This window comes from Nocardioides mangrovi (assembly GCF_020073815.1).
GTDB lineage: Bacteria > Actinomycetota > Actinomycetes > Propionibacteriales > Nocardioidaceae > Nocardioides > Nocardioides mangrovi.
In genome coordinates this window covers 843816-859044 of the sequence record NZ_JAIQZJ010000001.1, presented here as the reverse complement: position 1 = coordinate 859044, position 15229 = coordinate 843816, and the positions used below count along the sequence as shown (strand labels likewise).

Genomic DNA, 15229 nt, shown 5'->3' with positions numbered 1-15229 from the left:
GGTGTGTCGGTCCCGGGAGGTACCGTCTGCGACGTGAGTTCCCGCCGCTGTTCGCGCACCGCCTGCGGCCGCGCCGCGGTGGCGACACTGACCTATGTCTATGCGGACCAGACGGCGGTGCTCGGCCCGCTCGCGACCTACGCCGAGCCGCACGCCTACGACCTCTGCGAGGTCCACAGCGAGCGCCTCTCCGCCCCGCGTGGCTGGGAGGTCCTGCGCCTGGCTCCCGACCCGAAGGCGCAGGGACCCTCCAGCGACGACCTGCTCGCGCTGGCCGACGCCGTCCGCGAGGCGGCCCGCCCGGTCGCGCCCGTCCGGATCGCCCCCGAGGACGAGACCGGGCGCGAGACCGCCCGCCGCGGTCACCTGAGGGTGTTGACCACGGACTGAATGTCCCGGTCTCGACACGCCGGTCGCGACCTCGTCCCTCGGTCGCGCGGCTCGCTCGACCACCATCAGTGGGTCCGCTGACGCGTCCCCACTAGGGTTTGCGTCATGGCCGACACCCTCGACCCCGCGAACGTCCACGCTGTCTTCAAGGCGTACGACGTCCGCGGCACCGTCCCGGACCAGGTCGACGAGGCCCTGGCGCACGCCACCGGCCGGGCCTTCGTCCAGGTCATCGGCGCCACCACCGTCGTGGTCGGCCACGACATGCGGCCGAGCTCGCCCGGGATGGCCGGCGCGTTCGCGGCCGGCGCCAGCGAGGCCGGCGCGGACGTGGTGATGATCGGCCTCGCCTCGACCGACCAGCTCTACTTCGCTTCCGGCCACCTCGGCCACCCGGGTGCGATGTTCACCGCGAGCCACAACCCGGCGCAGTACAACGGCATCAAGATGTGCCGCGCCCACGCCGTCCCCGTCGGCACGGAGACCGGCCTGGCCGACATCCGCGACCTCGTGGCCGGGGCGGCCGGCGCGCAGGAGCCCGCCACCGGGCCGGTCGGCGAGATCAGCGAGCAGGACGTCCTCGAGGCGTACGCCGCGCACCTGCTCTCGCTCGCGCCGGTCACCGGCCGCCGCCTCAAGGTGGTCGCCGACGCCGGCAACGGCATGGCCGGCCACACCGCCCCGGCCGTCTTCGCCCGCCTCGGCGACCAGGTCGAGCTCGTCCCGATGTACTTCGAGCTCGACGGCACCTTCCCCCACCACGAGGCCAACCCGATCGACCCCGCCAACCTGGTCGACCTGCAGCAGCGGGTCCTCGCCGAGGGCGCCGACATCGGCCTGGCCTTCGACGGCGACGCCGACCGCTGCTTCATCGTCGACGAGCGCGGCCGGGCGGTCTCGCCGTCGACGCTGACCGCCCTCATCGCCGAGCGCGAGCTGGCCAAGTCGCCGGGCTCCGCGGTGATCCACAACCTGATCACCAGCCGCGCGGTGCCCGAGCTGGTCGCCGAGCTCGGCGGCACCCCGGTCCGCACCCGCGTCGGCCACTCCTACATCAAGGCCACGATGGCCGAGACGGACGCGGTCTTCGGCGGCGAGCACAGCGGCCACTTCTACTTCCGCGACTTCTGGCGTGCCGACTCCGGGATGCTCGCGGCCCTGCACACCCTCGCCGCGCTCGCCGAGACCGAGCGGCCGCTCTCGGAGCTCCTCGACCGCTACGAGCGCTACGTGCTGAGCGGCGAGATCAACTCCGAGGTCGCCGACCAGTCCGGCGTGACGGCCGAGATCGAGGCGGCGTACACCGCCCTCGACGGCGTCACCACCGACCACCTCGACGGCCTCACCGTCAGCCACGCGGACTGGGCGTTCAACGTCCGGCCGTCCAACACCGAGCCGCTGCTCCGCCTCAACGTCGAGGGCCGCGACGAGGACACCATGGCCGAGGTGCGCGACCGCGTCCTGGCCCAGATCAGGAGTGAGAGATGAGCGAGCTCGACCCGGACCTGCTGGCGATCATCGTCTGCCCCGCCTGCCGTGCGGGCGTGAGCGTCGAGGGCGAGGAGCTGGTCTGCCAGGGCTGCGGGCTCATCTACCCGGTCCGCGACGGCATCCCGGTGCTGCTCGTCGACGAGGCCCGCAAGCCCGCCTGATCGGCCGACGAGATGGCCACGTGGTTCGACGAGTCCCGGCTGGACGACGAGACCGCCCTCGCGGGCGGTGACCTGCGCCTGCGCACGCTCGCGGAGTCGGGGGCGCGCGTACGCCGCGCCGCCGGCGACGTCGCGGAGGCGACCGCGGAGGCGGTGGTGCGGGCCGAGGACCTGGCCCGGCCCCGTGCCGTCGTCGCCGCCGGGCCGGACTCGCGGCTGCTGCGTGCGGTGCTCGAGCCGTGGTGCCCGGTGCCGTTCGTCGCCTGGCCGGCCCCCGCCCTGCCCGGCTGGGCCGGCAGCCTCGACCTGGTCGTCGTACTCGCTCCCGACGGCGCGGACACCGGCGCCGCGTCCGCCGTCGCGGAGGCGGTCCGCCGCGGCTGCCAGGTCGTCGTCGCCTGCCCGCCCGACTCGCTGGTCGCCGAGCACGCCGCCGGTCGCTGGAGCACCATCCTGCCGACCGCGGTCCGCGACCAGCTCGCGACCGCGGTCGTCGTCCTCGACTACCTCTGCCGCGTCTCGCTCGGCCCGCAGGCCGACGCCGAGTCGGTGGCGGCCGCGCTCGACGACGTCGCGATCGCCTGCTCGCCCCACCGCGACCTCGCCATCAACCCCGCCAAGATGCTCGCGATCGCCCTCGCCGACGCCACCCCACTGGTGTGGGGAGGGTCGGTGCTCGCCGCCCGCGCTGCTCGCCGGGTCGCGGAGTCCGTACGCCGCTCGACCGGCCGGACCGCCCTGGCCGGCGACGCCGAGCACCTCCTCCCGGTGCTCGAGGCGGCCCGCCAGCGCGACGTGTTCGACGACCCCTTCGCCGAGGACACCGGCGACCGCCGGCCCGTGCTGCTGGTGCTCGACGACGGCGCGGAGGAGCCCGTCGTCCGCGAGCAGCGCGGCCGGCTGCAGGCGGCGGCCACCGCGCGCGGCGTACGCGTCGAGACGGTGACCACCGAGGCGCCGACCGAGGTCGCCCGCTACGCGAGCCTGTTGCTCAGCGGTACCTACGCTGCGGAGTACCTGAGAATCGGACTCGTCGAGGACTGATCTCCCGATCTGTCGGGTAGTACCGAGAGGTGACTACCACCCGGGACCCGTGGCTCGACAACGCCAAGATGGCGCTCGTGACCCTCGTCGTCGTCGGTCACTCGTGGGTGATGCTGCCCGACACCGCGGCCGTCGAGCACTGCTACGACTTCCTCTACGCCTGGCACGTCCCGGCGTTCGTCCTCGTGACCGGCTACCTCTCGCAGCGCTTCACCTACACCCGCGCGCGGATGTGGCAGCTGGTCCGCACCGTGGTGGTGCCCTACCTCGTCTTCGAGTGCGCGCTCGCGCTCTTCCGCATCTACGTCGGCGGCGAGGAGATGAACGACCTCTTCCGCGACCCGCACTGGCCGATGTGGTACCTCTCCGCCCTCTTCTTCTGGCGGTTGCTCACCCCGGTCTTCAAGCCGATGTGGGGTGGGCTGGCCGTCGCCGTCGTCGTCAGCCTCGTCGCCGGCATGTACGCCGGCGACACCCTCGACATCGCCCGCGTCCTCGGCCTGCTGCCGTTCTTCGTGATGGGCCTGAAGGCAACGCCCGAGCGGCTCGAGTGGCTGCGCCGCAAGCCCGCGCAGGTCGCCGCCGTCTGCGTCTTCGTCGGCATCTGGGTGCTCACCACCTGGACCGACGCGTGGGCGAGCACCGAGTGGCTCTACTACCGCTCCCGCTACGACGAGATGGGCTACGCCGACGACCTCCACGCCCTCCTGACCCGCGCGCTGGTCCTCGCGATCGGCACGCTCGGCGCGTGCGCCTTCCTCGCGCTGGTCCCGCGGGTCGGCGGCTGGTTCACCCGGATGGGCGCCTACACGCTGGTCGTCTACCTCTTCCACGGGTTCTTCGTGAAGTCCGCGGAGTACGCCGGCTACTCGGGGTGGGCCGACGAGCACGCCGTCATCGCCTTCGCGCTGACAACGGTCGCGGCGATCGCCCTGGCCCTGGCCCTCGCCAGCCGTCCGGTCGCATCGCGGCTCACCGAGCTGGTCGACCCGCTCGGCTACGGCGAGCGGCACGTCCGCCACGCGGTGGCGCTGACCGCCGCGAAGGACCAGGTCCAGCCCGAGGTCCAGGCCGAGATCGAGGCCGGCGTCGACGCGGGGCTGCACCACGACGTACGGGAGTCTGCGTCCCGCTAGCGTCCCGATAGCCTTTCCGGCATGGCTGGTGGTCTCTTCGCGCTGCTCGACGACGTCGCGGCGCTCGCGCGGATGGCCGCGGCCTCGATCGACGACGTGGGCGCGGCCGCCGGCCGGGCCACGACGAAGGCAGCGGGGGTCGTCGTCGACGACACTGCCGTGACGCCGCAGTTCGTCCACGGCGTGACCGCGGACCGCGAGCTGCCGATGATCAAGCGGATCACCATCGGCTCGCTGCGCAACAAGCTGCTCATCATCCTGCCGGTGGCGCTGCTGCTCAGCCAGTTCCTGCCCGGCCTGCTGACGCCGATCCTCATGGTCGGTGGTGGCTACCTCTGCTACGAGGGCGCGGAGAAGATCTGGGTGCGGCTGCGCGGCCACGACCACCACCCGGTGCCGGTCGGCGCCGAGGGGGAGGACGCCGAGAAGGCGATGACCTCCGCCGCGATCCGCACCGACCTGATCCTCTCCGCCGAGATCATGGTGATCGCGCTGAACGAGGTCACCGACGAGCCCTTCCTCAGCCGGCTGCTGATCCTGGTCGTCGTCGCCATCGCGATCACCATCGCGGTCTACGGCGTCGTCGCGATCATCGTGAAGCTCGACGACATCGGCCTGGCGCTGACCCAGCGCTCCACCGGCTTCCTCGGCCGGGTCGGCCACGCACTCCTGGTGGGGACCCCCCGCCTGCTGGCGGTCATCTCCGTGGTCGGCGTCGCCGCGATGCTCTGGGTGGGCGGCCACATCGAGCTGGTCGGGCTCGACGAGCTCGGCTGGCACGCGCCGTACGACTTCGTCCACGACGTCGAGCACCACGTCCACCACGCCCTCGAGGACGTCGCCGGCTGGCTCGCGGCGACGCTCGGCTGGCTGACCAACACCCTCCTCTCCGCGGCCTTCGGCCTCCTCGTCGGCGCGCTCCTCGTCGCCGTCGTCTCCGTGCTCCCGAAGCGGTCGGGCGCGCACTGACCGACCGGTGCAGGATTCACCGGTGCACCGGTGACTCCCGCACTTCTCAGGCGTTGCAACGCCCGAGAAGTGACGGACTTCCCTGAGAAGTACGCCGACAGCGCTTGCCCGACGGTTGTCCACAGATTGCCGGAGCCCGGTTTCGGTCCGCGCCGAGCCGGGGAATGATCGACGCCGTGACTGCATCTCGGGCGGTCGTTGCTGCGGTTGCCGCTGCCAGCCTGGTGCTCGGGGTCGCCTCCTGCGGGGAGGGCGCCCCCGAGCCCCGGCGGGCGCCCTCGTCGCCGGCCACCTCCTCGGTCGCCACGTCGCCCACGACCGAGCCGATCCCCGACATGCCTGAGGCAGCCCTTGGCCACGGGGAGTCAGCGGCTCGGGCATTCGTGAACTACTGGCTGACGGTTCTGAATTATTCGATCGAGAGCGGTGACACCACCAGACTCAGGTCCTTAAGTGCCGATCGCTGCAAGTCATGTGCGCTGATCGCTCAGACGATAGACGACACGTATTCAGCCGGCGGCGAGATGAGCGGGGGACTTTGGGAACCCAGGAGCGTCAGGCCGCTGCCGCTTGATCGAGGGGCAGACTGGGCTGGCTACGTCACCGCGGACATCTCGTCACAAACGGTGGCTGACGACAACGGGAAGTTGACGAAATACAAGGCCGGTCCTGGGTACATGTACGCATACGTCGCCGACAGTCCGAACGGCTGGCGAATGGTCTACCTGGACATACCTGTATGAGGGTCCTTCTCGCCAGTCTGCTGCTGCCTCTGGTGGTCCTTCTCCCGTCGGAGGCTGTCGCGGCGTGCGGCGGGTCGTCTGGGGTCGCAGCGACCAGTGCGCACAACGCAATCACCTTGGGCGCCCAGTTGAGCGTGCCTTCATGCGGATCCTCGTCGCATGTCATAGGTACATCGGATGTCCCTCCGCCGCGAGACTCCGATCTCGATGCGGTCTGTGTGCGCGAGGCGATCGTCTTGCAGGCTGATCCATTTGAGTACTGCGACCTCCCTCCGGACGCCGTCGTCCCCGCAGCGACCATCACCCCCGGCATCGTCGCCTCCGCCTTCCGACGCCTCCCGCTGCCGGGGGCGGAGCTGGTGGTGCAGCCGCCGGGCGGACGGACGCTGGTCAACTTCGACACGAACTTCTACACCGAGCGCGGGGAGATGACCCGGGTGGTGCACCTGCTCGGGCAGCGGGTGGAGCTCCGCATCCGGCCGAGCTCGTACGGCTGGCGGTTCGGCGACGGCGCCAGCCAGCAGAGCGACGGCCCGGGCGCGAGGTACCCCCACCTCGAGATCACCCACCGCTACCTGCGGAAGGGGCGGGTGCAGCCCAGCGTCGCGGTCACGTACGCCGCGGACTTCCGGGTCGGCGACGGGCCGTGGCGGCCGGTGGCGGGCACGGTGACCATCCCGGGTCGGACCGAGGCCCTGCGGGTCGTGACGGCGCGGCCGGTGCTGGTCGGCGACTGACACCGGGCCGGGGAGGCCAGGGGAGACCGAGCGGTCGCCGAGGATTCCGCCAACCGCGGACAGCGGGCCTACGCTGGTTCCCGTCCGCGTGGGAGATCCCGAGGCGCGCAGATGCGCGACGCAGACCCAGCTCCGCACCTCAGAGGAGACAACAGATGGACTTCAAGGTCGCCGACCTCAGCCTGGCCGACTTCGGCCGCACCGAGATCCAGCTCGCCGAGCACGAGATGCCCGGCCTGATGGCGATGCGCGAGCGGTACGCCGCGGAGCAGCCCCTCAAGGGCGCCCGCATCGCCGGCTCGCTGCACATGACGATCCAGACCGCGGTCCTCATCGAGACCCTGGTCGCGCTCGGCGCCGAGGTCCGCTGGGCCTCGTGCAACATCTTCTCCACCCAGGACCACGCCGCCGCCGCGATCGCGGTCGGCCCGAACGGCACTCCCGAGGACCCGCAGGGCGTCCCGGTGTTCGCGTGGAAGGGCGAGACCCTGGAGGAGTACTGGTGGTGCACCCGCCAGATCCTCGACTGGGCCGACGAGCAGCCGAACATGATCCTCGACGACGGCGGCGACGCCACCCTGCTGGTGCACCTCGGCGTCCAGGCCGAGAAGTCCGGCCAGGCGCCCGACCCGGCGACCGCCACGAGCCACGAGCAGAAGGTCATCTTCGACGTGCTCAACGAGCAGCTCGCGGCCAACGCGTCCTACTGGACCCCCAAGGCCAACGCCATCCAGGGCGTCACCGAGGAGACCACCACGGGCGTGCACCGTCTCTACGACATGATGAAGGAAGGCACGCTGCTCTTCCCGGCCATCAACGTCAACGACTCGGTGACCAAGTCCAAGTTCGACAACAAGTACGGCTGCCGCCACTCGCTCGTCGACGGCATCAACCGCGCGACCGACGTCCTCATCGGCGGCAAGGTCGCGGTCGTCTGCGGCTACGGCGACGTCGGCAAGGGCTGCGCGGAGTCGCTGCGGGGCCAGGGCGCTCGCGTCATCGTCACCGAGATCGACCCGATCTGCGCGCTGCAGGCCGCCATGGACGGCTACCAGGTCGCCACCCTCGAGGACGTCCTCGGCGTCGCGGACATCATCATCACCGCCACCGGCAACAAGGACGTCGTCACCGCCGACCAGATGTCGCGGATGAAGCACCAGGCGATCGTCGGCAACATCGGCCACTTCGACAACGAGATCGACATGGCCGGCCTCGAGTCGTACGCCGGGGTCGCCCGCAAGAACGTCAAGCCGCAGGTCGACGTCTGGACCTTCCCGGCCGGTAACTCGATCATCGTGCTCTCCGAGGGTCGCCTGATGAACCTCGGCAACGCCACCGGTCACCCGTCGTTCGTGATGTCCAACTCCTTCACCAACCAGGTGCTGGCGCAGATCGAGCTCTTCACCAAGCCGGCCGAGTACCCCGTCGGCGTCTACGTGCTGCCCAAGCACCTCGACGAGGAGGTCGCGCGCCTCCACCTCGAGTCGCTCGGCGTCAAGCTGACCACGCTGACCGACGCCCAGGCGTCCTACCTCGGCGTCGACGTGGCTGGCCCGTACAAGTCGGAGCAGTACCGCTACTGACCAGCGGGGGAGCAGCCGCCGGCGACCGGTCGGCTGGCACACTTGCTGACAGTATGGACAGCATGAGCGAGCCCGCCGGAGCTGCGTCCGGCCACCTGAGCGAGCCCTCGGCCAAGGGACGCATCCTCGTCGTCGACGACGATGCGTCCCTGGCCGAGATGCTCACCATCGTGCTGCGCCAGGAGGGCTTCGAGAGCCGGATGGTCGCGCGCGGCGACCTCGCGATGGACGAGTTCCGGGCCTACCGGCCCGACCTCGTGCTGCTCGACCTGATGCTGCCCGGCAAGGACGGCATCGACGTCTGCAAGGAGATCCGCGCCGAGTCCGGCGTCCCGATCGTCATGCTCACCGCGAAGGGCGACACCGTCGACGTGGTCGTCGGGCTCGAGTCCGGGGCGGACGACTACGTCGTCAAGCCGTTCAAGCCCAAGGAGCTCGTCGCGCGCATCCGGGCGCGGATCCGCCGCTTCGACGCGCCCACCCAGGAGAACCTCCTCATCGGCGACCTCTCGATCGACGTCGCCGGCCACTCCGTCGTCCGCGCCGGGGTGCCGATCAGCCTCACGCCGCTGGAGTTCGACCTCCTCGTCTGCCTGGCCCGCAAGCCGTGGCAGGTCTTCACCCGCGAGGTGCTCCTCGAGCAGGTCTGGGGCTACCGCCACGCGGCGGACACCCGCCTGGTCAACGTGCACGTCCAGCGCCTGCGCTCGAAGGTCGAGCACGACCCCGAGAACCCCGAGATCGTCGTGACGGTCCGCGGTGTGGGCTACAAGGCCGGAAACGCGTGACCCCGCATGCTGCACCTGAGGCCGAGCGGCACCCGCTGGCTCCCTGAGCCGGTACGCCGGGGTCTCACCTTCTGGCGTCGCTCGATCCAGGCCCGTGTCGTGGCGAGCACCCTGCTGCTCTCCGCCGCGGTGATCAGCATCGTCGGCTGGTACCTCGTCCAGCAGACCCGCGACGGCCTGCTTGACCACCGCGTCGACGCCGTCGTCGCCGAGGCCAACGACGAGACCGCCGACGCGCGCGACCGGCTCCTCGCGGTGCCCGGCACTGACGCCGACGCGGCCACCCAGAAGAGCGACCTGGTCACGCCGATCATCCAGCGCGGTGAGACCCGTGGCTTCTCGGTGGTGCTGGCCGGTCCGACCGGCGAGGGCGGCCGGATCGCCGACGGCGGCACCAACTCGACCCCGGGCCTCGCCACCAGCAGCGTCCCGCTCTCGCTCGAGGAGCACTTCGACGGGTCGAGCTCGACGGCGTGGACCTACACGACCATCCGCAGCACCGACGGCGACGGGGTCACCACCGCGCAGCCGGGCATCGTGGTCGGGTCGCAGGTCGTGCTGCCGGCCGACGCCCAGACCTACACGCTCTACTACCTCTTCCCGCTCGACGAGCAGGAGGAGACGCTGGCCCTCGTCACGCGCGCCCTCCTCACCGCCGCGATCCTGCTGCTGGTGCTGGTGGCGGGGATGACCTGGCTGGTCACCCGCCAGGTGGTCAGCCCGATCCGGCTGGCGCGGCGTACGGCGGAGCGGCTGGCGGCCGGCCAGCTGCAGGAGCGGATGAAGGTGGCCGGCGAGGACGACCTCGCGCGGCTCGCGACCTCGTTCAACCAGATGGCCAGCAACCTCCAGCGCCAGATCCGCCAGCTGGAGGAGCTCAGCCGGGTGCAGCGCCGCTTCGTCTCGGACGTGTCGCACGAGCTCCGCACCCCGCTCACCACCGTCCGGATGGCCGGCGACATGCTCCACGACGCCCGCCAGGACTTCGACCCGGCGACCGCCCGCGCCGCCGAGCTGCTGCAGACCGAGCTCGACCGCTTCGAGGTGCTGCTGGCCGACCTGCTCGAGATCAGCCGCTTCGACGCCGGTGCCGCCGTGCTCGAGCTCGACGACGTCAACCTCGTCGACGTCGCCCACCGGATCGTCGACGCCACCCGTCCGCTCGCCCAGCAGCGGCAGGTGACGGTGGTCGTCCGGGCGCCGGGCCACCCCTGCCTCGCCGAGGCCGACGTACGCCGGGTCGAGCGGATCGTCCGCAACCTGGTCACCAACGCGATCGACCACGCCGCCACCGACGGCGTCGACCCGGGCATCGTGGTCCAGGTCGACGGCGACGAGCACGCCGCCGCGATCGCGGTGCGCGACTACGGCGTCGGCCTCGCCCCGGGCGAGGCGTCGATGGTCTTCAACCGCTTCTGGCGCGCCGACCCGGCGCGGGCCCGCACCAGCGGCGGCACCGGTCTCGGCCTCTCGATCTCGCTCGAGGACACCCACCTCCACGGGGGCTGGCTCCAGGCCTGGGGCCGGCCGGGCGAGGGTGCGCAGTTCCGCCTGACGCTGCCGCGCCGCGCGGGCCAGGTGCTCCGCCACAGCCCGCTGCCGCTCGTGCCCGCCGACGTGACGGAGCCCGTCTCGTGAGCGCGCGACGTACCCCCCTGGTCGGCGTCGTGCTGTGCGCCGCGCTGCTCCTGAGCGGGTGCCTGAGCATGCCCACCAGCGGCCCGGTCGTGCAGACCCGGTCGGACGGCGGGACCGACCGGATCCGCGGCGGCTACATCGACCCGAAGCCCCCGCAGGCCGGCGACACCCGGGCCGGGATCGTCCGGGGCTTCCTGGAGGCGATGCAGGCCTATCCCGTCCAGGCCAACACCGCCAAGGAGTTCCTCTCCCAGGACGCCGCGGCCAGCTGGAACCCCGAGAACCAGACCATCACCTACGCCGACTTCGCGCCGCTGCGCGAGACCCCCAACGGCGTCGCGGTCACGCTGCCCGACCCGCACCACCTCGACGCGCAGGGCGCGTGGCAGGGCTCGCTGCCCATGTCCGAGCGCACCATCGACTTCCCGATGACCTACGAGGACGGGGAGTGGCGGATCGACGCCGCCCCGGACGCGCTGATCGTGCCGGAGTCGTGGTTCGAGCAGCGGTACCAGGCGGCGTCGCTCTACTACTTCGACCCGACCGCGCAGATCCTCGTGCCGGAGCCGGTCTACGTCTCCAGCGGGCAGCAGCTGGCCAGCAACCTCGTCCAGGCGCTGCTGCTCGGACCGGGACCGACGCTGGACCGGGTGTCGCAGAGCTTCGTCCCCGCCGGCATGAAGCTCTCGCTCTCGGTCGACGTCTCGGACGACGGCATCGCGGACATCGGGCTCCGAGGGGACGCGGCCCAGCTCACGCCTCAGTCGACCGAGCTGATGATGGTCCAGCTCGCCTGGACCCTGCGTCAGGTGCGCGGGATCACCGCGCTCCGGGTCTCGATCAACACCGAGGCGCTCGCCCTCCCGGGAGGGGTCAGTGCCTACCGGATCGACGGCGGCGCGCAGTACGACCCAGCGGGCGCCAACGCCAGCCCCCTCCTCTACGCCTTGCGCAACGGCCGGCTGTCCTCGGGTGCGTCCGGCGGGGCGATCGAGCCGGTGAGCGGACCGATGGGCGCCGCCGCCGTCGGCATCCGGACCGTCGGGATCAGCCTGGGCGCCGGCACGGCGGCCGGCGTCACCGACGACGGCCGGTCGGTCCTGGAGGCGCCCGTCAGCGGCGCCGACAAGGGCAAGGTCGTGACGGCGTACGACGATGGCACGGATCTGCTGCCACCGGTGTGGGACTTCGCGAGCCGACTCTGGCTCGTCGACCGCACCCCCGACGGCGCGGTCGTGAGCTGGGTGGCCGGCGGGGACAGCCAGACCGTCGACATCCGCGGCATCAGCGGCGCGGACGTCCGCAGCTTCACGGTGTCGCGCGACGGCACCCGGCTCGTCGCCGCCGTACGCCGCCCGGCCGGCTTCGCGGTCGTGGTCAGCCGGATCGCCCACAACCGCAACGGCCGGGTCCTCTGGGCGACGGCGGCGCACACGATCGTCGGCGTCCCGGACAACGACCTGCCGGTGCGCACGGTCACCTGGCGCAGCCCGACCGCCCTGGCGATCCTCAGCCCGTTCTCGTCCTCGCTCGCCCAGGTCGGCTCCGCGACGGTCGACGGCTCGCCCGCCGCCGACAACGCCACCCGCACCGTTCCCGGCAAGCTGCGCGACCTCGCCGGCTCCCCGTCCGCCGACGACACGGTCTACGGCGTCACCCCGAACAGCCTGGTCGACCTCTCGACGTCCGTTCCCCGTGCCTCCGGCCTGGCCGACGGCGTCACCTACGTGACCTACGCCGGCAGCGGCTGATCCACAGGCGCCGCCGCCGCGGTTGAGACGGCGGTCCTGGGGTGGTGCGATCGGAGCGTGGCCGGCAGCGGGTTCCGCGACGTCGTCGACGGCGGGGTCGACCTGCTGCTCGGCGGCCGCTGCGTCGGCTGCGCCCGGCCCGGCCGCGTGCTCTGCGAGCCGTGCGCGGCCACGCTGCCCGACTCGCTGCCCGACGGAGGCCGGCCCGCCTGGCCGACGCCGGTGCCGGCCGGTCTGGTGCCGCCGTGGGCGGCGGGGGAGTACGCCGGCGTCGTGCGGGCGATGGTGGTCGGCCACAAGGAGCGCCGGCTGCTCGGCCTCCGGCCGCCGCTGGCCCGCCTGCTCGCCGTCGCCGTCGCGGCGGCCGTCGCCGACCTCCCACCCGGCCCGGTGGTGCTGGTGCCCGTGCCGTCCCGCCGGGGCAGCGCCCGCGCCCGCGGCCACGACCCGCTCGGCGCCGTCACCCGCGCCGCGGGCCGACGGCTGCGGGCCGAGGGGCGCGACGTACGCGTCGCGCCCCTGCTGCGCAGCCGGTCCGGCGTGGTCGACCAGGCCGGCCTCGACGCCGCCGCCCGGGCCGCCAACCTGGCCAGCTCGATGTGCTGCCCGACGGGTCCGCTCCGCCGGCTCGCGGCGCGCACACCTGCGGCCCGGGTGGTCGTCTGCGACGACGTGATCACCACCGGGGCGACCCTCCGGGAGGCCCAGCGCGCGCTCGAGGGAGTGGGTCTCACGGTCGTCGCCGCGGCCGCGGTGGCGGCGACACGCCGACGTTCGAGCGGTCGGGACCTCCGGCCCCTTTCATCACTTGAGGGGAGGGTCTAACGTCTGTGCATGGAGTCCGTCCGGGTCCGTGGTTGCGTCGTCGAGGCGCTCCGGGAGTCCCGGGCGCTGAGCCGGCAAGCCGATGCCAGTCGCAGGCGAAACGGTCCACGTAAGTCGGTCCGCCCCCGTCGGGGGAGCGGTCGGCGAGCACGGTGCGGCTTAGTCGTAAGTCCTGCCCCGGCCCCGTCGTCAGACACGACGGACGCCGGGAGAAGGCCGTTAGTGGCGGAGAAGCTGCGGAAGCCTCAGCAGGCGAGTGTGGGGTCGAAGACCAGGTCGGCCGGACGGACTCCACCCACCTTCGTCGGTGTCCTCGGAGGACGCCGGTTCCCCGGCACGCCCGAAGGAGGTCGTGCGCGGGGCTGACCGATAAACCCCCACTCATGGGGTCAGTGCAATCGGGAGGTTCACATGGAAGTTGTGGTCACGGGTCGTCACTGCGAGCTGTCCGATCGGTTCCGCAGTCACGTCGAGGAGAAGCTGGCGAAGCTCGAGAAGCACGATCATCGGATCATCCGGATGAACGTCGAGGTCGAGTGTGAGAAGAACCCGCGCCAGGCCGACCGCGCCGTACGTCTCCAGCTGACGGCGCTCTCGAAGGGGCCCGTGATCCGGGCCGAGGCGTGCGCGGCCGACAAGATGGCCGCCCTCGACCTCGCGCTCGACAAGATGGCCGCGCAGATGCGCCGGGCCGCCGACCGGCGCCGGGTGCACAAGGGCGGCCGGACCCCCGTGTCCGTGGGCGCCGCGCTCGCGGACGACCAGGAGCTCGTGCCGGAGTCGCTCGAGGACGAGCTGGTGACCGACCGGCAGGTCGGCCCGATCACGGTGACCGGCGACGGTCCGCTCGTCGTCCGCGAGAAGACCCACCCGGCCAGTCCGATGACCCTCGACCAGGCCCTCTACGAGATGGAGCTCGTCGGTCACGACTTCTACCTCTACGTCGACAAGGAGAACGATCGGCCCGCAGTCGTGTACCGCCGGCGCGGATACGACTACGGTGTGATCTCGCTGGACGTGGAGGCGACCGTCTGAGCACCGGCCGGGCCCGGTGCCCGGCAATCCAGGCGGTGCTGCGCGGTCCGCTCCACAAGGACGGGATGGCCCTTTCGGGCCATCCCGTTCGCATGCCCCGCCCCCCGCACGCGCGCGCCGGGGGGTCCACCCGTGCCATGATGCACAGGTGGCCGAGCCGACTGACGCCGATCGTGAGCCGATTCGCGTGCTCGTGGTCGACGACCAGGAGCTCTTCCGTCGCGGTCTGACGATGCTGCTGGCCGTCGAGCCCGGCATCGAGGTCGTGGGCGAGGCCAGCGACGGGCTGGAGGGCACCGCCCTCGCCGAGCGCACCGCGCCCGACGTCGTGCTCCTCGACATCCGGATGCCCAAGCGCTCCGGCATCGAGGCCTGCGTGGCGATCAAGGAGACCGTCCCGTCGGCCAAGATCGTGATGCTCACCGTCTCCGACGAGGAGGCCGACCTCTACGAGGCGGTCAAGAGCGGCGCCGCCGGCTACCTCCTCAAGGACTCCTCGATCGAGGAGGTCGCCCAGGCCGTGCGCGTGGTCGCCGACGGCCAGTCGCTGATCAGCCCCTCGATGGCGGTCAAGCTGATCGACGAGTTCAAGCAGATGCTGCGCCCCGAGCGCGACCACGTCCCCGGGCTCCGGCTCACCGACCGCGAGCTCGAGGTGCTCCGGCTGGTGGCCAAGGGCATGAACAACCGGGAGATCGCCAAGGAGCTCTACATCAGCGACAACACGGTGAAGAATCACGTGCGCAACATCCTCGAGAAGCTCCAGCTGCACTCCCGGATGGAAGCCGTCATGTATGCCGTCAAGGAGAAGCTCCTCGATCTGCCCTGACGCCCATCACGCACTCTGGCTGCGTTGTCGTCCCTCGACGGCCCGCTCCGCTCAAAGGCCGCCTTCGGTCCTCCGCCTTGCCAGAGCACGCGCTGGACGCCAGGGTCAC

General features: G+C 71.8%; 15 protein-coding genes. All 15 read left to right on the top strand.

Translation table 11 applies throughout. The features are described from left to right. Positions 1-33 precede the first annotated feature (33 nt). Positions 34-390 carry a DUF3499 domain-containing protein gene (locus K8U61_RS04090; RefSeq protein ID WP_224121688.1) on the top strand — a complete coding sequence of 119 codons (357 nt, stop codon included), beginning with the start codon at positions 34-36 and terminating at the stop codon, positions 388-390. Positions 391-495: 105 nt separating this feature from the next. Next, positions 496-1878, top strand: a complete 1383-nt coding sequence (locus K8U61_RS04085; protein ID WP_224121687.1) for a phosphomannomutase/phosphoglucomutase — start codon at positions 496-498, stop codon at positions 1876-1878. Then, positions 1875-2042: a Trm112 family protein gene (locus K8U61_RS04080; RefSeq protein WP_224121686.1), complete on the top strand. Its 168-nt coding sequence runs from the start codon at positions 1875-1877 to the stop codon at positions 2040-2042. Before K8U61_RS04085 ends, K8U61_RS04080 begins: the two co-directional genes overlap by 4 nt. Positions 2043-2054: 12 nt before the next feature. After that, positions 2055-3086: an SIS domain-containing protein gene (locus tag K8U61_RS04075; RefSeq protein WP_224121685.1), complete on the top strand. Its 1032-nt coding sequence runs from the start codon at positions 2055-2057 to the stop codon at positions 3084-3086. A gap of 29 nt (positions 3087-3115) precedes the next feature. Next, positions 3116-4222: an acyltransferase family protein gene (locus K8U61_RS04070; protein ID WP_224121684.1), complete on the top strand. Its 1107-nt coding sequence runs from the start codon at positions 3116-3118 to the stop codon at positions 4220-4222. A gap of 21 nt (positions 4223-4243) precedes the next feature. Further along, the gene (locus tag K8U61_RS04065; RefSeq protein WP_224121683.1) at positions 4244-5191 is read left to right on the top strand and encodes a DUF808 domain-containing protein; all 948 of its coding nucleotides are present in this window, start codon (positions 4244-4246) and stop codon (positions 5189-5191) included. A 164-nt stretch (positions 5192-5355) separates the two neighbouring features. Beyond that, the gene (locus K8U61_RS04060) at positions 5356-5934 is read left to right on the top strand and encodes a DUF6318 family protein (protein WP_224121682.1); all 579 of its coding nucleotides are present in this window, start codon (positions 5356-5358) and stop codon (positions 5932-5934) included. A 218-nt stretch (positions 5935-6152) separates the two neighbouring features. Then, the gene (locus tag K8U61_RS04055) at positions 6153-6671 is read left to right on the top strand and encodes a hypothetical protein (protein WP_224121681.1); all 519 of its coding nucleotides are present in this window, start codon (positions 6153-6155) and stop codon (positions 6669-6671) included. A gap of 155 nt (positions 6672-6826) precedes the next feature. After that, positions 6827-8254, top strand: coding sequence for an adenosylhomocysteinase (gene ahcY, locus K8U61_RS04050; protein WP_224121680.1), 1428 nt, complete (start codon positions 6827-6829; stop codon positions 8252-8254). A gap of 53 nt (positions 8255-8307) precedes the next feature. After that, positions 8308-9042, top strand: coding sequence for an MtrAB system response regulator MtrA (mtrA, locus tag K8U61_RS04045; RefSeq protein ID WP_308043084.1), 735 nt, complete (start codon positions 8308-8310; stop codon positions 9040-9042). A gap of 6 nt (positions 9043-9048) precedes the next feature. Further along, positions 9049-10680, top strand: coding sequence for an MtrAB system histidine kinase MtrB (gene mtrB / locus K8U61_RS04040; RefSeq protein WP_224121678.1), 1632 nt, complete (start codon positions 9049-9051; stop codon positions 10678-10680). Then, entirely contained in the window at positions 10677-12431 is a 1755-nt protein-coding gene (locus tag K8U61_RS04035) for an LpqB family beta-propeller domain-containing protein (protein WP_224121677.1), read from the top strand. Before mtrB ends, K8U61_RS04035 begins: the two co-directional genes overlap by 4 nt. Before the next feature lie 57 nt (positions 12432-12488). After that, positions 12489-13256 (top strand): ComF family protein, encoded by a 768-nt coding sequence (locus tag K8U61_RS04030; protein WP_224121676.1) that lies wholly within the window; start codon positions 12489-12491, stop codon positions 13254-13256. A gap of 411 nt (positions 13257-13667) precedes the next feature. Further along, positions 13668-14291: a ribosome hibernation-promoting factor, HPF/YfiA family gene (gene hpf / locus K8U61_RS04025; RefSeq protein WP_224121675.1), complete on the top strand. Its 624-nt coding sequence runs from the start codon at positions 13668-13670 to the stop codon at positions 14289-14291. Positions 14292-14439: 148 nt separating this feature from the next. Beyond that, positions 14440-15120 carry a response regulator gene (locus K8U61_RS25350; protein WP_224121674.1) on the top strand — a complete coding sequence of 227 codons (681 nt, stop codon included), beginning with the start codon at positions 14440-14442 and terminating at the stop codon, positions 15118-15120. The last annotated feature ends 109 nt before the right edge of the window (positions 15121-15229 follow it).